The following is a 21,176-nucleotide window of genomic DNA, read 5'->3' as shown; positions in this document are numbered from 1 at the left end:
CACTAATATTATTCTTACCAAAAAAAGAGAGACTGTTCTTTACAGAACATCTCTCTTTTTTCTACATATAATACTTTTTTCTTACAAAAGATTTATTTCCCTTCCTTATACATGTTAGCGTTTTCAAAACACTCCAACTACTTATATACATGCATCCAATCTCTATATAAAAAGATTTTTGAATATTTTCTCAACTTTCTCTTGTCAAACATTGTCAATTTATATTAAAATAACAACAACATACAAAATATTTAGTCTTTTCAGAAAGATGGAGGGATAGCCATGAAGAATCCACTTCTTCGCATTGAAAACTTACAGACTTCCTTTCGCATACAAGATCAATATCATGCCGCAGTTGATGATGTTTCGTTAACAGTCCATGAAAATGAAATTGTCGCGATAGTCGGTGAATCAGGTTGCGGAAAAAGTGCACTTGCCCTTTCCATTATGCGACTGCATAATGAAGCAAATACAAAATTACAAGGGCAGCTTAACTATAGAGATAAGGATTTACTAACGATGTCAGCCGCAGAGATGAATAAAGTACGCGGATCAAACATCGGCATGATTTTCCAAGAACCTCTTACAGCACTCGATCCTCTTATGACAGTTGGAAAACAAATTGAAGAAAACTTAGACTACCACACAAGCCTTTCAAAAGTTGAGAAGAAAGAACGCACCTTAGAACTACTTCATCAAGTTGGTATTCCAAAACCAGAACTTACATATAAACAATACCCACACGAATTATCTGGCGGAATGAGACAAAGAATTGTTATCGCAATTGCAATTGCTTGTAACCCAGCACTTATTATTGCAGATGAGCCAACAACGGCTCTTGATGTAACCATCCAAGCACAAATTTTAGACTTACTAAAATCTATTCAAGAACAAACGAAAATGGGCATCATTTTAATTACTCATGATTTAAGTGTTGTCGCAGAAACAGCCGATCGTATCGTCGTTATGTACGCTGGACAAGTTGTAGAAACAGGAAAAGTTGAAGAGATTTTTAATAACCCTCTTCACCCATATACTCGTTCTCTATTAAACTCCATTCCATCTGCATATGCTGAAAAGGAAAAATTACATGTTATTCAAGGCGTTGTACCGACATTAGCTAAGTTACCTCGCACAGGCTGTCGATTCCAGGCACGAATTCCATGGATTAGACCTGATCAACACGAGGAAAATCCAATTTTACATGAAGTAAAACCAGACCACTGGGTGCGTTGTACTTGCTACAAGCATTTTAACTTCCAAGATAAGAAAGGAGATGACGTAACTCATGGCACTGCTTAAAGTAGAAGATTTAAAAGTACACTTTCCAATTAAAGGTGGTGTTTTCGGTCGTACCTTAGATTACGTTCGTGCTGTTGATGGCGTAAGCTTCGAACTACAATCTGGCGAAACTTACGGAATCGTTGGGGAATCTGGGAGCGGTAAATCAACAACTGGAAAAGCAATTATGCACTTAACGAAAGCGACGGGCGGTAGTATTCATTTTAATAATAGAGATTTAACAAAATTAAGTCGCTCAGAACTAAGAGAACAACGAAAAGATATTCAAATGATTTTTCAAGATCCTTATTCATCCTTAAACCCGAAGAAACGTGTTATGGATATTATCGCTGAACCACTTCGAAATTTTGAGAAACTCTCACCTGATGAAGAGCGTAGAGCTGTTCAAGATTATCTTGATAAAGTTGGTCTAAATCCAGAGTCAATTTATAAATACCCACATGAATTTTCCGGTGGACAAAGACAGCGGATTGGTATTGCACGCGCACTTACACTAAAACCGAAGCTTATTATCGCAGATGAACCTGTATCTGCACTGGATGTTTCTGTACAAGCGCAAGTTTTAAACTTCTTACAAGATTTGCAATCCGAACTCGGACTAACATACTTATTTATCAGTCATGATTTAGGTGTAATTCGCCATATGTGTGACCGTATAGGTGTTATGTATCGTGGACGCATTGTGGAAGAAGCAACTAGTGCTGAAATTTATAACAATCCACAGCACATCTATACGAAGCGCCTAATATCAGCTATTCCTGATATTCGTCCAGAAAACCGCGAACAACAGCGTAAATTGCGTCGTGAAGTAAGCGCTGAGTACGAAAAATCATACGAAAATTATTTCAATGAAAATGGACGTGCTTACGATTTAAAACCAATCTCGCCAACTCACCGGGTGGCATTACCATAAGGGAGTGATAAAACATGTGGAAATTTATATTACGCCGGATTTTAGTTATGATACCGCAATTATTCGTATTAAGTGTACTCGTCTTTACACTTGCTAAAGCAATGCCAGGTGATGCATTAAGTGGCGCTGAACTAGCAAACCCAAAAGCCGATCCAAAAGTAATTGAAGAACAACGTGAGAAACTTGGGTTAAATGATCCTATTCCCACACAATATGTAAGGTGGATCTCAAATGCCGTACAAGGGGATTTCGGTATTTCTTACGCACATAAAATACAAGTAACAGACATTATTGGGGAACGCCTTGGTAATACAGTGCTGTTAGCTCTTCTAATTCTTATTCTTACTTATTTAATCGCCATTCCACTTGGCGTTATAAGTGGGCGTTGGAATGATACGTGGGCTGATCGACTCATTACACTCTATAACTTTTTAGGATTTGGTACACCCCTATTTATTTTCGGATTAGTAATGTTATTCTTATTCGGCTTTTTATACCCGATCTTCCCTACAAGTGGTAGCGTTGATCCACAAGTGGCAGCCGGATCATTTGATTATTATTTAAGTAAATTAAATCATATGATTTTACCAGCTTTATCTGGGGCATTAATTGGCACTGTAGGAACTGTACAATATTTACGAAGTGAAATTATTGATACGAAACATAAAGATTTTGTACGCACAGTAAAAGCAAAAGGTGTACCAGAATCTAAAGTATATTCCAGACATATTTTACGAAATTCATTTTTACCAATTGCAGCATTTTTAGGATATGAAATTACAGGTTTAGTTGGTGGCTCTATTATTCTAGAAAATATTTTCGGCTACCCAGGAATTGGACAACTATTTTTCCAATCTATTACTCAACGTGATTTCAGTGTCGTAACTGCTCTTGTATTATTTACTGGATTCGCAACGCTACTCGGGACTCTTCTTTCCGATATTATTCTAAGCATCGTTGATCCACGTATTCGTATTGATTAATGGAGGTGAAGAAACGTTATGTTAGCAAATCCTGAAAAACAAACTGAGGTCATTCATTACGAAAAGAGCCCTTCTGGTTTCTCCATTATGTGGCGAGAATTTCGTAAAGATAAACTAGCAATGTTTTCCCTATTCTTTTTAGCTTTAATATTAATAGCCGTTTACGCAACTTCATTTATTATGAAACAAGAAGATATCGTTCGAGTTGATCTGTTCGCCATTTATGATCCTCCTTCAGCTGAACATTGGCTAGGAACTGATTATGGTGGCCGTGATATTTTCGGACAATTAATTATTGGTACACGTAATTCCTTTACAGTTGGTTTAGCCATTACTCTTTTATCAACCCTTATCGGTCTTACCATGGGACTAATTGCTGGCTATTTTGGAGGAGTTGTTGATAACATCATCATGCGTTTTATCGACTTTATGATGATTTTACCATTCTTAATGATTGTTATCGTATTTATCTCACTTGTTCCAACTTTCAATATTACTACATTTATTCTCATAATGACCGCTTTCTTATGGGTCGGAAAAGCAAGGCTTATACGCTCTAAAGTATTAACTGAGAAAGAACTTGATTACGTATCTGCATCAAAAACTTTAGGAACACCAAATTGGAAGATTATCTTTCAGCAAATATTACCTAATTTGAGCTCTATTATTATCGTAAATATTACATTAAATCTTGCTGGTAACATCGGGATTGAATCTAGTTTGACTTACTTAGGTTTTGGTCTACCAGAAAGTACACCGAGTCTTGGTACACTTGTAAGTTATGCAACAAACCCAGATGTATTGCAAGAAAAATGGTGGATTTGGTTACCCGCATCAATCATGATTTTAGTGTTGATGCTGTGTATAAATTTTATTGGTCAAGCGTTAAAACGTGCGGCTGATGCGAGACAAAGAAAAGGATAAGGGGTGGAGAAGTTATGAACAAACCAAAACTGTACAAAGTATTAAGTACACTTGCTGCTTCAACATTATTACTATCTGCATGTGGGGGTGCTGATAGCGGTAGCAAAAAAGCAAATACGAAAAAAGTAGAAACAAATAAATTTAGTGCTGCTGTAAAAAATGATGGCAAAGAGATTAAAGACGGATCATTAACTTATGGACTCGTTTCAAATTCACCTTTCGCTGGTGTTTTAAGTAGAGTATTGTATGAAGTTGCTCCAGATTCAGAAATTATGGATTTCTTTGATGAACAATTATTAGCTACAGATAAAAACTGGGAAATTACAAATGATGGTGCTGCAACTTATACAATTTCTGAAGATAAAAAAACAATTACAATTAAGATTAAAGATAATGTAAAATGGCACGATGGTAACCCTGTAACGGCTGAGGATTTAGAATATTCTTACTTGATTATTGGGAATAGCAAATATACAGGTATTCGTTACGATACACAAATGCAAATGATTGAAGGTATGGAAGAATATCACGCTGGAAAAGCTGACAAAATTTCTGGTATTAAAGTAGTCGATCCAAAAACAATTTCCATTACTTATAAAGAAGTAAACCCTTCACTGAAAACTGGTATTTGGACATATCCTACACCTAAAAAATATTTAGGTGATGTACCAATTGAAAAACTGGCTGAATCTGATAAGATCCGTCAAAATCCAATTGGATTCGGACCATTTAAAGTGAAGAAAATCGTCCCTGGTGAATCAGTTGAGTATGAGCGCTTCGATGATTATTGGGGTGGCAAACCTAAACTAAAAAATGTAACATTAAAAGTTGTAAATCCATCTATTGTTAGTGCATCTCTGAAAAAAGGTGATATTGATATTGCAGCAATTACTGCTGATCAATATCCGAACGTAAGTAAATTAAAAAATACACAACTAATTGGTAAAACTGATCTTGCTTATACTTATATCGGATTTAAGTTCGGACATATGGACAAAGCAAAGAATGAAGCTGTAATGGATAACGATAAGTTCAAAGACGTTCGTTTACGTCAAGCGATGGCTTATGCAATTGATAGAGAAAAATTAGGAGAAAAAGTATATCACGGACTTCGTGTTCCAGCTAACTCTCCAATTCCACCATCTATGCCAAAGTACCATAATAACAATGTTGGCGCATATAACTTAGATGTAGATAAAGCGAAAAAACTATTAGATGAAGCTGGCTATAAAGATAAAAATGGTGATGGATTCCGCGAGGATCCAAAAGGTAATGAATTTAAAATTAACTTCCTAGCTAGTAACGGCAGTGAAACAAGTGAACCACTTGCAAAATTCTATATTCAATCTTGGAAAGATATCGGCTTAAAAGTAGAGCTTGTTGATGGACGCTTACATGAATTTAATGCTATGCGTGAAATGATTAAAAAAGATGATCCAAAGGTTGATATTTTCTCTGGTGCTTGGAACACTGGTTCTGATCCTGACCTTTCTGGTCTATGGGGTAAAAATGCTGGATTTAACTATCAACGCTGGGTAAATGATGAAAATACTAAATTATTAGACGCTGGATTATCAGAAAAAGCTACTGATGAAAAATATCGTAAAGAAGTATATGATAAATGGCAAAAATTAATTCATGACGAAGCACCGATGATTCCAATTCATTACACATTCGATTTAACAGGTGTTAATAAGCGCGTAAAAAATTATGATGTCAACACTGAAGTGAATCAAATAACTTCACATTGGAAAGACGTTACTGTAACAAGTGAGAAGCCAGAAGTAGAAAAATAATCATAAAAATAGCTCCCAGCATCTACATACATGCCAGGAGCTATTTTTTATTTACAATCCTTCTCTTACTATTTATAACAACCAATTCCTTCCCTACTCTAAAATTAAAAGATTTGATGAATTATCTTTATTACAACAGCTAACGTAACAGATGCAGCAAATCCCCCTAAACAAATAAGACCGACACCTTGGCTATATGATAAATTTTGAAGTGCTTTCATCTTTTTCATCCTCCCTATCTCCCCTTCGATATGTTTATTTTACCAATAGAATAATTTTCATAACATCGATTTTTCTGACAACAAACTTACAAATTTGTAAGTTAATATTTTCTAAAACTTATGTATCTATTATGTCCACACTCTTACCTTTTATACGTCAAAAAAGACCTCGAATTATATCAAGGTCTTGCTTACACTACAAAATATCTCACTCAATTTATTTGATAATCATCACCGGACATTTCACACGCTTTGCTATTTTATGACTGACACTACCAAGCACCATCTCTTGCAGTGTATTTAATCCTCTACTCCCAGCAATAACAAGATCTATATCTCCTGTATTTACATATTGAACAATCGTATCTCCTGGATCGCCATGTAATATCGTAATTTTATAAGAAATATTCTCTTTCTTTAATAAACCTTCAATCTCTTTTAATTTATCTTTTCGACTAGCCGTTATTGTTTCTAAATCTGTTTGACCTTGTATAATATCTGATTTTGCTGTTCTATTATCTACTACGTACACAACTTCAACATTTGCTTCTTCGCTACATTTCGCAATATATGTTGCATGTTCCGCTGCTCGAAGTGCATGTTCAGAACCGTCACATGCTAATATAATTTGTTTATACATATGCTGAATCCCCTTTTCGTTATCCTACTCGTATTATATAATAAAGCCCCCTAAAAAGGAGGCTTCTAACTAGCAATTCTTTTATTATAAGTAGCTAAATTAGTAACAAGTTTTGCACTACGTTCATTTAATCCCATTATACTTACTTTCACGCCACTTTGTTCATACTTCATAATAACTTTATCAATTGACGCCACTGCTGAATCATCCCATATGTGTGCGTGAGAAAAATTCAACTCAATTTCTTTTACATCTTCCTCAAATGAAAAATTATTGATAAGATCTGCCGTAGATGCGAAGAAAAGTTGGCCATGAATTTCGTATATTTTCTTATTTTCAATATATAAATGTTTCACGTGAATCTTTGCCATATTGAATGCAAATAAAACCGCACTAATTACTGTTCCGATAATTACACCTAATGCTAAATTATGTGTAATTAAGACCACCACAACTGTTACAATCATAACAAATGCATTTCCTTTTGGTACTTTATGAATCGTTGTTACAGAGTTCCAATCAAATGTTCCAATTGAAACCATAATCATAACTGCAACTAAAGCTGCCATCGGAATATGAACGACATAATCACCTAAAACAAATAGTAATATGATTAAAAATCCGCCCGCTACAAACGTCGATAATCGCCCGCGTCCACCTGATTTAATATTAATAACAGATTGTCCAATCATTGCACATCCTGCCATTCCTCCGAAGAAACCAGCAACAATGTTTGCAATCCCTTGTCCACGTGCTTCCTTATGCTTATTACTTTCCGTATGCGTCATATCATCTAAAACTGAAGCTGTTAATAATGACTCTAGTAAACCAATAATTGCAAGCATAACTGCGTACGGTAAAATAATCCCTAATGTCTCAAGTGTAAAAGGCACGTCAGGCATGCTAAAGAACGGTAATTCTTTCGGCAGACTTCCCATATCCCCGACTGTTTTTAACTGTAATCCGCTCATAAGTGCAATACTTGTCACAATGATAATTGAAATAAGTGTAGACGGTACAGCCGTCGTAATACGTGGAAATACATATATAATTGCAAGTCCTAATGCGACAAGTGCATACATTTGCCAAGTTGCATTTTTAAAATGTGGCAATTGCGCTGTAAAAACTAAAATTCCAAGTGAATTTAAAAAACCACTCATAACAGATTTCGGAACAAACTTCATAAATGAGCTCAGTTTGAATACACCGAAAATAATTTGGACAATCCCCGTTAATATTGTTGTAGCAAATAAATATTGCAAACCATGATCTTTAACAAGCGTTACCATTAACAATGCCATTGCACCTGTTGCAGCTGAAATCATTCCAGTTCTTCCGCCAACAAATGAAATGGTAACTGCAATACAAAAGGCTGCGTATAACCCAACGGTCGGATCCACGCCTGCAATAACAGAGAAAGCAATTGCTTCAGGGATTAACGCTAAAGCAACGACAATTCCTGATAGCACATCTCCTTTCACGTTGGAGAACCAGTCATTTTTTATCGTTTGAAACAAAATACCACTCCTCTACTCTTTTCTCATTTGATTTTCTCCATAAGAAAATCTAGCCGACTGCACGAAGGCTATTATATAACGAGTAGAGGATTTTTCGCTATGTAAAAGTTTCCTAAAAAAGACGCTATCTTCATAGCGTCTTCTCTCATTTCATTAATGTCCACCGTGCCCTTGACCACTTTCTTGCACAATCTCTAGCCTCTCATCCAATATACCTTGCGTTTCAAATGAAATATTTTCAGTATTTCCTAATAAGAATCCATGATTGTACGGGCCAAGTGTTGGGTCATCTTTAAACTTCGGTTGAATAGTAGCAAGGAAATCATACACTGGTTGTGAAGCTTTTCCTTCCTCTAATAAGATGACGGGGGCATGTTTACCCATATGTGAAAATGGTGCTCCTGCAACTGCTAAGTCTGGTGTTTTGTTTGAAACAAATGATACACCGTGTCCTGGTTTTGTGAACCCCCACCCAAATTTTGTTTTTTCATCTTTAAACTTTGCAAATGCAATAGAATTTTCTACTGGAGTCTCTCCACTAATACGCGTTACTTTCCCGTATTTGCTTAACTCTTTTTCTACTTCTTTTGAAATGATTTTTTCTGGTCCTAGTACATATATATTTGCTTTATCTTTTCGCATCTTTAATGCCTCTATCGTCGCTTCTGGCACTTTATTCTTTTCTGTATAAAGTAATGGTTCTGGCATATGAGAAATCCAGTTTACAGCTGGTGTTGTATATAAACGCCCTTCTTCTTCAGACGAACCGATAATAACACTATTCGGATAACTACCTGTTATATCCGCATACTCTTTATCAACATCTTTAGCAAAGATAGCTGGATCCGTTTCCTTTATTTGCTTTACTTTATAATCTTTTAATTGCTCCAGTGCGGCTGCCCCTATATCCCCCATCACCATAATTTGTGTTCCATCTTTCGTTCCGAGCGGATTTAGCCGTTTTATTTCTTTTAACGTCATCTCGGGTACCTTTTCTTTTTCTATAAATAAAATCGGTCCGTTATTCGGATGATGAATAAGGTCTGCACTTGCAATACCTAATTGCCACTCGTTTACTGGTACTAAAATAACAGCGCCTGGCTGATTCTCTTTATGTGTTGCTGGCCATATCGTCTGCGAAGTTAATACTACCATTTGAAGAGGATCATTTGTGTTTAATCTCGTTACATTTTTTAAACTTGTCGTTAATAAATCATTTGATGCACCTTGATTCATTTCTTTCGGTGCAGTTACCTCCTGATTCATTTTCATTTCCTTCTGCTCTGTTTTCTTCTCTTCTTTCGATTCATGATTTTTATGATCCGTGTTCGTTTGTCCACATGCAGCAAGACCAACTGCTGTAACTATTGTTATCCCAAAGATTCGGGTCATCTTTTTCACTATACCGCCTCCGTATAAATCGTTTTCGAGCCAATATCATTACCTAAAATGGAATTTCAACTTTACAATAACAAGCAATTCTGAAGAAATTATGCAGACGCATTACAATCTGCACCATTTCTTCATGATTTTGCATTACAATTTAAGTAAAAATTATATATGGAGGGCTCTCTATGATTGATATACTGCTCGTAGACGATGAACCGCGAATGCTTGAATTATTAACGCTTTATCTTACTCCAATTGGATATAACTGCATATGTGCACAATCCGGAGAAGAAGCGATTTCACATATAGAAAATCAAAACTTTAAATTTATTTTACTCGATATTATGATGCCAAAGATGGACGGATGGGAAACGTGCAAAAAAATCCGTTCATTTAGTAACGTTCCTATTATTATGGTTACCGCTCGTGATCAAACCATCGATGTCGTCCAAGGATTAAAACTCGGAGCGGATGATTACGTAACAAAACCTTTCCATGAAGAAGAGCTTTTCGCAAGAATTAAAGCTGTTTTAAGGCGAACAAATCAACACGCGCAAATCCAATATGACGGCATTTTATGGGATGAGGCAAAGCATTTCGTTTCTGTACATAATGAAGAACTTCTTCTCACTCCAATCGAATTCTCTTTACTCGGATTATTTTTACGTCATGTGAACTACGTATTAAGCCGAGATCAGCTTATTGAACGAATTTGGGGATTAAATACAAATACAGAAGATAGAACAGTCGATTCACATATTCGTAATTTGCGTGATAAATTACGAAAAGTAAATTTCCCTATTGATAATCATTTAAAAACTGTGTACGGAGTCGGATATCGATGGGTTGATACTTTAGATTAAGGAGCAAAACGATGAAGCGAATTTCTATTCAGCTCGGATTTTATTTTTTAATTGTTACACTTTTAATCGAAAGTGTTCTATTTGTCTTGCTTTATTATAGCCTTGTCAACAATAGAGTAAATGAAGAAATGACAGCTTTATTAAAGCGCGGAAATAGTCACAGAGATGTCCTTGAAAAGTATTTTGATAAGCAAACAATTTCCCATGTTGCGCTAATGGAATCCGAGGCCGAAACGACTGTTGTTATTACAAATGCAAATAAGGATGTACTAGCTAAATCCAACGAAATAAATACTACTATAAAAAGACATATTGAAAAGATGCAAACACGGACAGATCATGAAGGCGCAATTATAGAGAATCATTGGAAAACATCTAATTATATATGTACAGTTAGTCCCATTGTAATAGATGGAAAACATGAAGGCTATGTGTACATGTTTCTTGGGACAGAATCCATTGAAAAGATGGTGAATGGGCTAACAAGACAATTCATTATTGCTGGGATCATTACTTTTCTATTAACAGCCATCACCATCTTTCTATTATCACGGTTGTTAACAAAACCATTGTTACACATGAAACATGCCACTGAAAAAATGAGTAAAGGCGATTTATCCGTTTCATTAACAACTACTCGAAATGATGAAATTGGTGAACTAGCCTCATCAATTCAAACACTTGCTAATGATTTACATTATATGAAAACAGAGCGAAGTGAATTTCTAGCAAGTGTTGCTCATGAATTACGAACACCTTTGACATACGTAAGAGGTTACGCTGACATTGCTTTAAAAGAAACCACATCTTCCAAGCAACGTTTACGATATTTATCTATTATAAAAGATGAATCTGATTACATTACAAACTTAGTTCAAGATTTGTTTTCCCTTGCACAAATGGAACAACATAACTTTTCTATTCAAGTAAAGGAAGTGCATTTACACAACTTCCTGACTCGCATAGCTGAAAAAGTAAATGCCATATATAAAGAAAAACACATTAGAGTTTCTTTCTCTTGTCCTCCTACACTGCTAGTGAACCTAGATGAACAACGCTTCGAACAAGTTGTGGTGAACATTTTAAATAACGCTTATAGACATTCAAAAGAGTATTCTCTTATCCACATTTCTGTTACTGAAGAACATAAAAGTATTTCCATTACAATTGAAGATGAAGGTGAAGGTATTCCGCTTGAAGACCTCCCTCACATTTTCGACCGCTTTTATCGAGTTGATAAAGCGAGATCACGAGCTACAGGCGGAACTGGTTTAGGATTATCTATCGTGAAAGAAATTGTAGAGCTACACGGTGGGAATATTACTGTAACGAGTGAAGTCGACCACGGATCTTGCTTTATTATTTCATTGCCATCTATACAAAAACACGACTACCATCAGTAGTCGTGTTTCTTTATCATCTTACTTTATAATATAAATTTACAAATTGCCCAAAACGTTTCGTATCTGTTAAAGTTAAATGAATTTCCGGGTTCTTATCTTGGAATAACGGAACTCCCGAGCCTAATATATGCGGTGTAATCGTAACAACATATTCATCAATTAAATTATTCTTAAAGAATTCTCTTAGTAGACTTCCTCCACCAACCATCCATATTTTAGATCCTTCTTGCTCTTTCAACCTTTTTGTAAACTCCACTACATCTTCACTTACAAACTCCACGTATTCATTTGAACCTTTTTCTGAGTTAGAGAAAACATAACATTTTTTATCTACATACGGGAATGTTTCCATATGCTCTACTACATAATCGTACGTTCTTTTTCCCATGATTATCGTATCAATTGTTTCATACATTTCTGTATAACCGTTATCTCCCTCTCCTTCTGTTTCCATTAACCACTGTAAATCATCATCTTCTTTGGCAATATATCCATCTAAGCTCGCCGCAATAAATAAAACAATTTCACGTGACATCTCTTTCCCTCCTTGCATCTCATCTTGATAACATATGATGTAAACAATATACTAACAATAAAACATGACAATTTATGTCATGTTAAAAAGAAAAAGGTGATACATTTGTCAAAAGCTAAACGCTTATTAGATATTCTTATATTTGCTTCTGCAAAAAAGACATTTACAGCGCAAGAAATAGCTGATGAATTTAATATTTCCGTTCGTACGGTTCATAGATACATTTTAGATTTGAGTGATATGGGGTTGCCCATTTACGCAGAACAAGGTCGTAACGGCGGCTATAAAGTATTAACGAATAGAGTCATTCCCCCTATTTTATTTACGGAAGAAGAAGCAGTCTCCATCTTTTTTGCATTTCAATCTTTAAGCTACTACCGAGACTTACCTTTTAATACAGAAATCAATTCCGTTACACACAAACTGTACAGCTCTCTACAACATGATGCGAAAGCGAAAATTGATAAAATACGCTCTTATATTGCTTTCTGGAATCCGAAGAGAACAATTGATACACCTCTTTTAAATGAAGTGTTAACCACGGCTATTGAAAATAAAGATTTACACTTTCAATACGAATCTAAATCGGGGATAAAAACAAAACATGTTCATCCTATCGGTGTATATGCTCATGACGGGCTATGGTACTTACCATCCTACGACTTCAGTAGAAAAAAAGTATTACTGTATCGCGTTGATCGTATTCTTTCTATATTATCAACAGAAGAAAGTGAAAGTACGTTCATGAATTTAGAAGAATGGTTTAACTCTAGCTCTAACGTCATAAACATTCCTACCCAGTTACATGTTTTATTAACGACAGAAGGTGTGCGCCAATGTAAAAGCGTGCCTTACCTTGAAGAATTCGTTGTAGTAAATGAGGACGGGACAGGATATATACATTCAACAATTGATAAAGGTGAAATTAATTTTATTACCCCTTTATTTTATAGGCTTGGAAAAGATGCACAAGTGTTAGAACCGATAGAATTGATAGATGGTTTACGTATACGTGCGAAAGAAATTTTACATATGTATGGAGACGAAAAAAGCTGCTAAATATAAGCAGCTTTTTAGTCTCTTTGTTACTATTGACGAATATCAATCCACCAACGATATTCCGCATTCATATTTTCAGTGCCACCATTCCCTCTGTAATGGAAAGCATCTAAAAAGATTGAATTTAGTTTATCCTCATCTACAAAATAACCTAAGTTAACCTTCACCGTTTGTCCAGATCGGATACTGCCAATATTATAAAAGCTTTTTCCGTCTCCGTGAGGTTCCAAGTAATCAACTTCACCCGTCATAATACGCGTTGCGTCCATTCCCTCTTCTTTAGCGTAGTTCCATGCATTCCCTTCAAATTTAAGCTGTTTTATAGATGGATGCATATAGATTTCTTCTGTCGACTTTTTACCAATATTTTTCACTGTTGTTGTTAAATAGACAAATTTAACATTAACTAATTTCGAATCTACTAATGTATCAATTGAATCTTTACCATTCCCTAATTTATATTCATCTCGTCTGTACGATAGTAATTTTCCCGTCTGATCTAAAGCCTTATTCTTGCTTAATATCTCTAGGCCAAGTTCATTAAAGTTCTCTTGTGTAAAATCTTTGATTGAATCAAAGACTTCAACTTTTTCTATCACATATTCAATTTGGCTGTTATCCATAGATATCGTTACTGGAACCTTTTGTCCTATATGAAATAGTCGTTTACTATCTTTTTTCAAAGGAATCACCTTAGTTTTTTTAGGCTTACTTTCTTCGCTAAAATACTTTTTATCATAATCTGTTATATCTGATGCCTTTTCTTTTGACGTAGGCTCAAGTGAAATGTTCCCTAACACATCCACCATTTGTTCTTCGTTTATATCGTTTCCAATATAACTTTGTAACATGATCCCCTCTTTCTCAAAAAAGAGAAAGACCTCTCTGTTAAACGCTAAATTATTGTTTCCATTTTCTTTATTAACAATCACTGCTTTCTTACCATTTATCTCTTTCTCTTCGTAGCTTTTTGAGTACAGCGTTTTAAAATTTGAATCTTTTCCTACTCTCCAAAGAACGAATGAAAACCCACCCATTGCGTCATTATCTTTAAATGAATATTTCATAGCAGAGTCATCGATTGCTTCCATATTTTCTGGCAATTTACCTATTTTCAGCTTATACCACTTATCACTCTTTTTTGAGTCCTTATTTGTTACCGAAACATTTACTTCGTAATTTTGTTTTTGGACAATCATATTATAGACTTTTACTGCACCAAAAACGGTTGTCGGCATACCAATCAATAAGCAAGCAGCAGCGATTAACATACGATGTTTTTTACGCTTTTTCTGTGGCTTCTCGTCTTTCAGCTTCATTTCTTCCATAAACAATTTCTTTTTGCGCGTATATGTATGTGAAAATTCATGTTGTTCTTCGATTTTATCAAAATCATCTAAAGCAATCTTTTCAGCAAGTTCATATATTTCTTTGGAGTTCTTTGAATTCGTCATGTTGTATACCTCCTATAATAGTTTGGACTCGTTTTCGAGCGCGTTCAAACTGCTTGCGGACATTGACCTCCGTTATCCCCATAACACTTGAAATTTCTTGATACGTTAAGTTATAGAAGACTTTGTACTTAAACACCTGTCTATTAGATTCATTTAACTCTTTTAGCAATGCATCAATTTGAACCTCAGACATTTTACGTTTTTCCCACTCTTCAATATTTTCATCTACTGCCTCTACTGATTCTCTTTCATATTCTTCTAAAAATGTTTCATGTCGTTTATTTTTCCGGTAACTATCAATCGCCTTGTTTTTCGCGACCCTCAAAATGTAGCGTTTAAGCTCTTCAGTGCTCAAGCTATAGAGCTTTGCCAGGTTCTTATAAAGAGTAATAAACGTCTCTTGAACCGCATCTTCAGCCTGTTGAATATTATTTAAAATAGAATACGCTACATAATAAATCTTTTGTTCATACAACTCATATAGCTCTTCCATCTTTTCATAATCGTTGTTTGTAACCTTCATATAATTCCTCCTCTCACTCTATATAACGAATGAGCCCCATACTTTGTGACACTGCAAAATCTTTTTATAGATAAAATTTAATAATAGAATAAACAAAAGCCCAATTTCTCTATTTTAACTGAGAAATTGGGCTTTTTAATATTAGAATTTTCCTGACCGCTACGCCTTTTCAATAAGCAGCATATGCTCTATCGCTTCTTTTAACAAATGCTTAATCTCTTCAAAATTATGATTGTGCTTTTCTCCCGATTGTACCGTATAAAATTCAGCAAACGAGCGCTCTTTATATCTTGGTACGACATGCATATGGTAATGTGTTAACTCATTAAATACTCCACCATTTTGACAAACTGTAACTCCATCTGGTTTATATAATGCCTTAATCGCTTTTGCAATAAGCTTAGAAGCATCCATAATGGATTTTGCTACAACATCATCTAATTCATCTACTTCTACAACATGCTGTTTTGGCACAATTAAAGTATGTCCTGGATAGAAAGGTGCATGATCTAAAAAGCATGTTACATAGTCATCTTCATATATTTTATATATAATTTCTTCTTCGTTGGCTAATTTACACCCTAAACATTCCATCATATTTCCCCCTTTATTAAAAACATAAAAACGTGAGAGCCGTATTCTCACGTTTTTATGTTTTATTTTATTAGTTCAATTGTTTCCGTAACCTTTATACTATCTTTTACAGATTGAACAATCGTGCAATTTTTCACTGCCAGTTGCAGTGCCTTATCCAACTGCTCTTCTGTAATGTTTTGCGCTTTAATTTTATAGTGCAAATGAACACTTTCAACTGGTTTTGATAAAGCTTCACTTCTACCAATTTCCGTTTCAATTGTAAACGTATCGTATGTAATACGTTTCTTTTCTAAAATTGTTCGAAAGACAATTGCACTGCATCCTGCGATAGAAGAAACGAGTAATTGTAACGGTGAATACCCGTTTTCTTTTCCAATCGCTAATTGACCATACGATAAATCTGCCTCAATATCATCTTGTTTGATGGTTAGTTTCATTTGTTGTCTCCACCTTCATCGGTTTCTGCCGTTTCTTATTTATATAATAATATATGTAGCAGAAAATGATAAATGGAATACCACAATATAACGCCATTCTTTGTTCTGGAATAAACGCTAAACTAATAACAACGATACTATTTGTAATTAAAGCTAAAATAGGAACGATTGGATATAACGGTGTTTTATATTTTAAGTCCTCTAACTTTCCTCCGCCTTTTATATACTGACTTCTAAAGCGAAGTTGCGACAGGGCAATAATAATCCAACTTGATACAGCTGATAAACCAGCTATAGATAATAAGTACATGTATACTGTATCTTCTGCAAGGAAGCTTGTTAATAAAGATAAAGCAGCTACAGCAATTGTTACAACTAGTGCTGTAATTGGAATACCACGCTTATTTACTTTCTGGAAAGACTTTGGTGCCATTCCTTCATTTGCAAGTGACCATAGTATACGCGTCGCTGCATATAATCCAGAGTTCGCTACAGATAATAACGCAGTAATAATAACGAAGTTCATAATATCAGCTGCATATGGAATACCGATTTTATCAAATACAACTACGAACGGACTTTCAATTACGCCAGCTTCTTTCCAAGAAATTAATCCTACTAAAATCGTCATTGTTAAAATGAAGAATAACATAATGCGCCATACTGTATTACGAATTGCACGTGGAATTGTTTTTTCAGGCTCTTCGCTTTCTCCCGCTGCAATCCCGATTAACTCTGTTCCTTGGAACGAGAAGTTCACTGTAATCATTGTAAGTAATACGGCAGCTAGTCCATTCGGGAATAACCCGCCTTCACTTACAAAGTTAGAGAAAAGAGGTGCTGCTTCTTTTCCGTCATATGATATAAACCCTAATAATGCACTACCACCAAGAACAACAAATGCAAGAATTGTAATTACTTTAATACTAGAAAACCAAAATTCTAATTCAGCATAACTTTTCGCCGAAATTGCGTTTGAAGCATATAAAATAACACCGAATACAAGGCACCATACCCAAACATCAGCATTCGGAAACCATCTTTTCATCATTAAACCGATTGACGTTAATTCTAGTCCTACTGTTACTGCCCAGCCAAGCCAATATAGCCAACCGATCATAAAGCCCGTTCCTGGTCCAATAAACTTCGTCGCATACTTTTGGAAAGAACCTGAAACTGGCATTGCTACCGTTAACTCTCCAAGGCATAGCATTGTTAAATACATAATAAATCCGCCTACTAAATATGAAAGGATGGCTCCCCCTGGTCCAGCCTGATTAATGGTGTAACCTGAACCTAAGAAAAAACCAGTTCCGATTACACCACCTAGTGCGATCATAAATAAATGTCTACTCTTCATCGTACGATGTAATTTCTCATTCGTTTGTTGCTGCATCTAAATCCTCCCCCTACCAATACCCCTATATCTTGTTAAAATTTTCTGATAATAAAAATATACACGAAAGCGATTACATTTTCTATATAAAATTAAAACTTTTCTGATAAAATAATATAAAAAATCGAATTATTGCAAGATTTAGATTCTATTTAGAGGAAAATAAGGAGAAACAAGGAAAAAACTCTTACATATATTGTAAGAGTCAATGGAGTTCTAACCTTCTCGATAAAATTGATAAACTATAATTTACGATAAAATACATACAAGCTACTACTATAAACGTTGGAATCATATAATTTACATTTTGTCCGCTAATAATTTGAGCATTATGAATAAGCTCTGGCAGTGATATAACGACTGCTAGCGCTGTATCTTTCAGCAATGAAATAAACTGACTGACAAGCGGCGGAACCATTCTTCTTAATGCTTGTGGTAAAATAACATGCCAAAGCGCTTGAACATACGTTAATCCTGAAGATCTTGCGGCCTCAATCTGTCCTTTTTCAATCGATAATAGACCACTTCGAACAATTTCAGATATCATTGCTGCTTCAAATATTGTTAACGCAACAATTGTAGCTGTTATAATTTCTAATTTCAATCCTGCTTCTGGAAGTGCAAAATACGTGAAAAATATAATTAAAAGTAGTGGTAAGTTTCGAACCACTTCAACGAGAATTCCTAATATTTGTGAGACGACAGGGATTTTCATGTAGCGCAATATTCCTATTACACTACCAATAATAAAGCTAAGTACAATCGCTACGAGCGCTACCTCTAATGTGATGAGTAACCCTTTTAATAAAAAGAGAATATGATCACCTGTTATTGCTCCCTTAAAATCCATTTACACCGCCTCCTTTGCTAAGCGTTTTTCTAAATAACGCACTAACATACTGAGCGGAATTGTTAATATTAAATAAAACATCCCGACAAATATATAAACGTCGAACGTAACAAACGTCTTCGTTGAAATTAAATCTCCTTGATACATTAAATCCATACCAGCGATAATTCCGAGTATGGAAGAGTTTTTTACTAAATTGAGAAATTGATTTCCTAGAGGAGGGATTACGATTTTCATCGCTTGGGGTAAAACGACATGGTACATCGCTTGCGTGTAAGTCAATCCTGAAGAACGTGCTGCCTCCATTTGGCCTTTCGCGACTGATAAAATACCAGCGCGAATGACTTCCGCAATAAACGCTGCCGTATATACGGTAAGCGTAACTGTTCCTGCTACAAAACCATTTAAAGTAATTCCTATTACAGGTAAAGCGAAATAGAATATAAATGCAATTAATACGAGCGGAATATTTCTTACAAATTCTACAATAGCAGCTCCCAACCAATTTAAAATGCGAATCGGTGCAATACGCATTACCGCTAATATTATGCCTAAAATAAAACTGCCTATTAATGCGATTACACTAGACATCACTGTATATTTAAATCCTTCTAAATACATATCAATGTTATTCGTTAATATAGAAAAATCAGGCACATATTCTCCCCTCTTTCTTTACAAGAAGAGGATGAGTGCTCTCATCCTCTCGCTTTTACTATTCATCACTTTACTTCTCTGGTTTTTGCCCAATCCATTTCTCATATAATTTGTCATACTCTCCGCTTGCTTTCATGTCTTTAATTAAACTATTAATCTCTTTCGTTAAATCATCTGCACCTTTTTGCACTGCAATTCCGTACGGCTCATCCGTAAAAATTTTCCCGACAACTTCATAATTTGAATCTTGTTTTGCCATGCCGTAAAGAATTGCATTATCTGTTGTTAAAACATCACCTTTTCCTGCTTTTAACGCTGTAAATGCCTCACTATAATTTTCAAATTCTAATACAGTCGCTTCTGGTGATTTTTGGCGAATGTTATTTGTAGACGTTGAACCTTTTACTGCTAACACTTTTACGCCCTTTTTCACATCATCAATACTTTTAATATCGCTCCCTTTTTTCACGAGTAACGATTGCCCTGCTTTAAAATATACATCTGAAAAATCGACTTCTTTTTTACGTTCTTCTGTAATTGTCATTGTTGCAATAATTGCATCAATGTCACCGTTTTTCAGTAGTGGAATACGCGTTTTAGATGTTACCTCTTTCAACTCTAGTTTCTTTTCATCCCCAAGAATCTTTTTCGCAAGCGCCTTTGCAACATCAACATCAAATCCTTCTACCTGCCCTGTCGAAGGATTTTTCAATCCAAATAAGTTCGTATCATTCTTCACCCCAACTACTAACTTCCCTCGCTTCTTAATTTGTTCAACAGCACCGCCTTGCTTCGTGTTCGTTTCTTTCGCCTCATCTTTTTTACTTCCGCATCCAGCAACGACAAGTACGAATAGACATGAAAATACGATTAACGTAAACAACTTTTTCATTTTAAGCATAAAACTCCTCCTTTAATGGTTTAACACTCGGCTTAAAAATAGCCGCGCTCTTTCTTGTTCAGGACTTGCAAAAAATTGCGCCGGTGTTGTATCCTCAATGATTTTGCCATCATCCATAAATAAAATCCGATCGGCTACCTCCCGCGCGAATCCCATCTCATGCGTGACAACAACCATCGTCATCCCTTCTTTAGCTAACGTTTTCATAACATCCAATACTTCCCCGATCATCTCCGGATCAAGAGCAGACGTAGGCTCATCGAATAGCATAATTTCCGGCTGCATCGCAAGCCCTCTAGCAATTGCCACCCGTTGCTGTTGTCCTCCAGATAATTGATGTGGATACACGTTAGCCTTCTCTGGAATTCCTACTTTCTCTAAATAAAACATCGCTGTTTGTTCTGCTTCCTCTTTTGAAATTTTATTTACTTTAATAGGTGCTAATGTAATATTTTGAAGAACTGTTTTATGTGGATATAAATAAAAATGTTGAAAGACCATTCCGATATTTCGGCGTAATTCATTCATATCTGTTTTTGCATTGTGTACCTCCGTATTTTGTACAATTAACTCTCCATCCGTAATGGACTCTAACTGGTTTATACACCGAAGTAATGTACTTTTTCCTGATCCTGAAGGCCCAACAACTACTACCACTTCACCTTTTTTCACTTGCACATTAATATCTTTTAAAACTTGAAAGGTACCATAATATTTATTTACGTTACGAAACTCTATCAACATACTCACCCCTTCCCCTAACAAAGCATGTACATTCTTTTTATATTCAAAAATAGGCAAAAAAATAACTTCCAG

General features: G+C 35.3%; 22 protein-coding genes. 8 read left to right on the top strand and 14 right to left on the bottom strand.

Annotated elements, in window-relative coordinates:
* The first annotated feature begins 282 nt into the window (after nt 1-282).
* Genes RTP99_RS19690 through opp4A form a run of 5 tightly spaced genes read left to right on the top strand, consistent with a single transcriptional unit; the run spans nt 283 to nt 5,918 of the window.
* Nucleotides 283-1,302 (top strand): ABC transporter ATP-binding protein, encoded by a 1,020-nt coding sequence (locus RTP99_RS19690; RefSeq protein ID WP_000795376.1) that lies wholly within the window; start codon nt 283-285, stop codon nt 1,300-1,302.
* Entirely contained in the window at nt 1,289-2,215 is a 927-nt protein-coding gene (locus tag RTP99_RS19685; RefSeq protein ID WP_001196382.1) for an ABC transporter ATP-binding protein, read from the top strand. The genes RTP99_RS19690 and RTP99_RS19685 overlap by 14 nt, the downstream gene beginning before the upstream one ends.
* A gap of 14 nt (nt 2,216-2,229) precedes the next feature.
* Complete coding sequence (gene opp4B, locus RTP99_RS19680) at nt 2,230-3,198, top strand: oligopeptide ABC transporter permease (protein ID WP_000265445.1); 969 nt, start codon at nt 2,230-2,232, stop codon at nt 3,196-3,198.
* Nucleotides 3,199-3,216: 18 nt separating this feature from the next.
* Nucleotides 3,217-4,122 carry an ABC transporter permease gene (locus RTP99_RS19675; RefSeq protein WP_000880731.1) on the top strand — a complete coding sequence of 302 codons (906 nt, stop codon included), beginning with the start codon at nt 3,217-3,219 and terminating at the stop codon, nt 4,120-4,122.
* Between the two features lie 14 nt (nt 4,123-4,136).
* Nucleotides 4,137-5,918, top strand: coding sequence for an oligopeptide ABC transporter substrate-binding protein (opp4A, locus tag RTP99_RS19670; RefSeq protein ID WP_001039728.1), 1,782 nt, complete (start codon nt 4,137-4,139; stop codon nt 5,916-5,918).
* 104 nt (nt 5,919-6,022) lie between these two features.
* On the opposite strand, the gene RTP99_RS19665 is transcribed toward opp4A, so the two are convergent.
* From RTP99_RS19665 to RTP99_RS19650, 4 genes are all read right to left on the bottom strand, one after another.
* The gene (locus tag RTP99_RS19665) at nt 6,023-6,148 is read right to left on the bottom strand and encodes a DUF4027 family protein (RefSeq protein WP_000738298.1); all 126 of its coding nucleotides are present in this window, start codon (nt 6,146-6,148) and stop codon (nt 6,023-6,025) included.
* Between the two features lie 208 nt (nt 6,149-6,356).
* Entirely contained in the window at nt 6,357-6,779 is a 423-nt protein-coding gene (locus RTP99_RS19660) for a universal stress protein (protein ID WP_000277994.1), read from the bottom strand.
* A gap of 65 nt (nt 6,780-6,844) precedes the next feature.
* Nucleotides 6,845-8,296: a SulP family inorganic anion transporter gene (locus RTP99_RS19655; protein ID WP_000487884.1), complete on the bottom strand. Its 1,452-nt coding sequence runs from the start codon at nt 8,294-8,296 to the stop codon at nt 6,845-6,847.
* Nucleotides 8,297-8,449: 153 nt separating this feature from the next.
* Nucleotides 8,450-9,697 (bottom strand): cell wall-binding repeat-containing protein, encoded by a 1,248-nt coding sequence (locus RTP99_RS19650; protein WP_000738885.1) that lies wholly within the window; start codon nt 9,695-9,697, stop codon nt 8,450-8,452.
* A gap of 173 nt (nt 9,698-9,870) precedes the next feature.
* Between RTP99_RS19650 and RTP99_RS19645 the strand changes: the two genes are divergently transcribed.
* Both RTP99_RS19645 and RTP99_RS19640 read left to right on the top strand, forming a co-directional pair.
* The gene (locus tag RTP99_RS19645; protein ID WP_000565451.1) at nt 9,871-10,548 is read left to right on the top strand and encodes a response regulator transcription factor; all 678 of its coding nucleotides are present in this window, start codon (nt 9,871-9,873) and stop codon (nt 10,546-10,548) included.
* A gap of 11 nt (nt 10,549-10,559) precedes the next feature.
* Nucleotides 10,560-11,951, top strand: a complete 1,392-nt coding sequence (locus RTP99_RS19640) for a sensor histidine kinase (RefSeq protein ID WP_000822567.1) — start codon at nt 10,560-10,562, stop codon at nt 11,949-11,951.
* A 13-nt stretch (nt 11,952-11,964) separates the two neighbouring features.
* On the opposite strand, the gene RTP99_RS19635 is transcribed toward RTP99_RS19640, so the two are convergent.
* Nucleotides 11,965-12,486, bottom strand: coding sequence for a dihydrofolate reductase family protein (locus RTP99_RS19635; protein ID WP_000085774.1), 522 nt, complete (start codon nt 12,484-12,486; stop codon nt 11,965-11,967).
* 105 nt (nt 12,487-12,591) lie between these two features.
* Between RTP99_RS19635 and RTP99_RS19630 the strand changes: the two genes are divergently transcribed.
* On the top strand, nt 12,592-13,545 hold the full coding sequence (locus RTP99_RS19630) for a helix-turn-helix transcriptional regulator (RefSeq protein ID WP_000030246.1): 954 nt from the start codon (nt 12,592-12,594) through the stop codon (nt 13,543-13,545).
* A 29-nt stretch (nt 13,546-13,574) separates the two neighbouring features.
* Here the strand turns inward: RTP99_RS19630 and RTP99_RS19625 are convergent, their stop codons facing one another.
* The 9 genes from RTP99_RS19625 to RTP99_RS19585 all read right to left on the bottom strand — a co-directional run bounded on the left by RTP99_RS19625 (nt 13,575) and on the right by RTP99_RS19585 (nt 21,101).
* Nucleotides 13,575-14,999, bottom strand: a complete 1,425-nt coding sequence (locus RTP99_RS19625) for a DUF4367 domain-containing protein (RefSeq protein WP_000185085.1) — start codon at nt 14,997-14,999, stop codon at nt 13,575-13,577.
* Nucleotides 14,965-15,522, bottom strand: coding sequence for an RNA polymerase sigma factor (locus RTP99_RS19620; protein WP_000869262.1), 558 nt, complete (start codon nt 15,520-15,522; stop codon nt 14,965-14,967). The genes RTP99_RS19625 and RTP99_RS19620 overlap by 35 nt, the downstream gene beginning before the upstream one ends.
* Before the next feature lie 159 nt (nt 15,523-15,681).
* Nucleotides 15,682-16,116, bottom strand: a complete 435-nt coding sequence (locus tag RTP99_RS19615; RefSeq protein ID WP_000388964.1) for an HIT family protein — start codon at nt 16,114-16,116, stop codon at nt 15,682-15,684.
* Between the two features lie 62 nt (nt 16,117-16,178).
* Entirely contained in the window at nt 16,179-16,556 is a 378-nt protein-coding gene (locus tag RTP99_RS19610) for an OsmC family protein (RefSeq protein WP_000778865.1), read from the bottom strand.
* Nucleotides 16,531-17,952, bottom strand: a complete 1,422-nt coding sequence (locus tag RTP99_RS19605; protein ID WP_001187347.1) for an amino acid permease — start codon at nt 17,950-17,952, stop codon at nt 16,531-16,533. Before RTP99_RS19605 ends, RTP99_RS19610 begins: the two co-directional genes overlap by 26 nt.
* Before the next feature lie 205 nt (nt 17,953-18,157).
* Nucleotides 18,158-18,802 (bottom strand): amino acid ABC transporter permease, encoded by a 645-nt coding sequence (locus RTP99_RS19600; RefSeq protein ID WP_000345970.1) that lies wholly within the window; start codon nt 18,800-18,802, stop codon nt 18,158-18,160.
* Nucleotides 18,803-19,459 (bottom strand): amino acid ABC transporter permease, encoded by a 657-nt coding sequence (locus RTP99_RS19595; protein WP_001112660.1) that lies wholly within the window; start codon nt 19,457-19,459, stop codon nt 18,803-18,805. It lies immediately after the preceding gene.
* 70 nt (nt 19,460-19,529) lie between these two features.
* Nucleotides 19,530-20,360: a glutamine ABC transporter substrate-binding protein GlnH gene (gene glnH, locus RTP99_RS19590; RefSeq protein WP_000916481.1), complete on the bottom strand. Its 831-nt coding sequence runs from the start codon at nt 20,358-20,360 to the stop codon at nt 19,530-19,532.
* 12 nt (nt 20,361-20,372) lie between these two features.
* Nucleotides 20,373-21,101, bottom strand: coding sequence for an amino acid ABC transporter ATP-binding protein (locus RTP99_RS19585; RefSeq protein ID WP_014893317.1), 729 nt, complete (start codon nt 21,099-21,101; stop codon nt 20,373-20,375).
* Between the last annotated feature and the right edge of the window lie 75 nt (nt 21,102-21,176).

It is taken from the genome of Bacillus sp. (in: firmicutes), assembly GCF_031983925.1.
Classification (GTDB): domain Bacteria; phylum Bacillota; class Bacilli; order Bacillales; family Bacillaceae_G; genus Bacillus_A; species Bacillus_A pacificus.
Note: the sequence above shows the minus strand (reverse complement) of the source record. Positions and strands in the feature narration are given on the sequence as shown.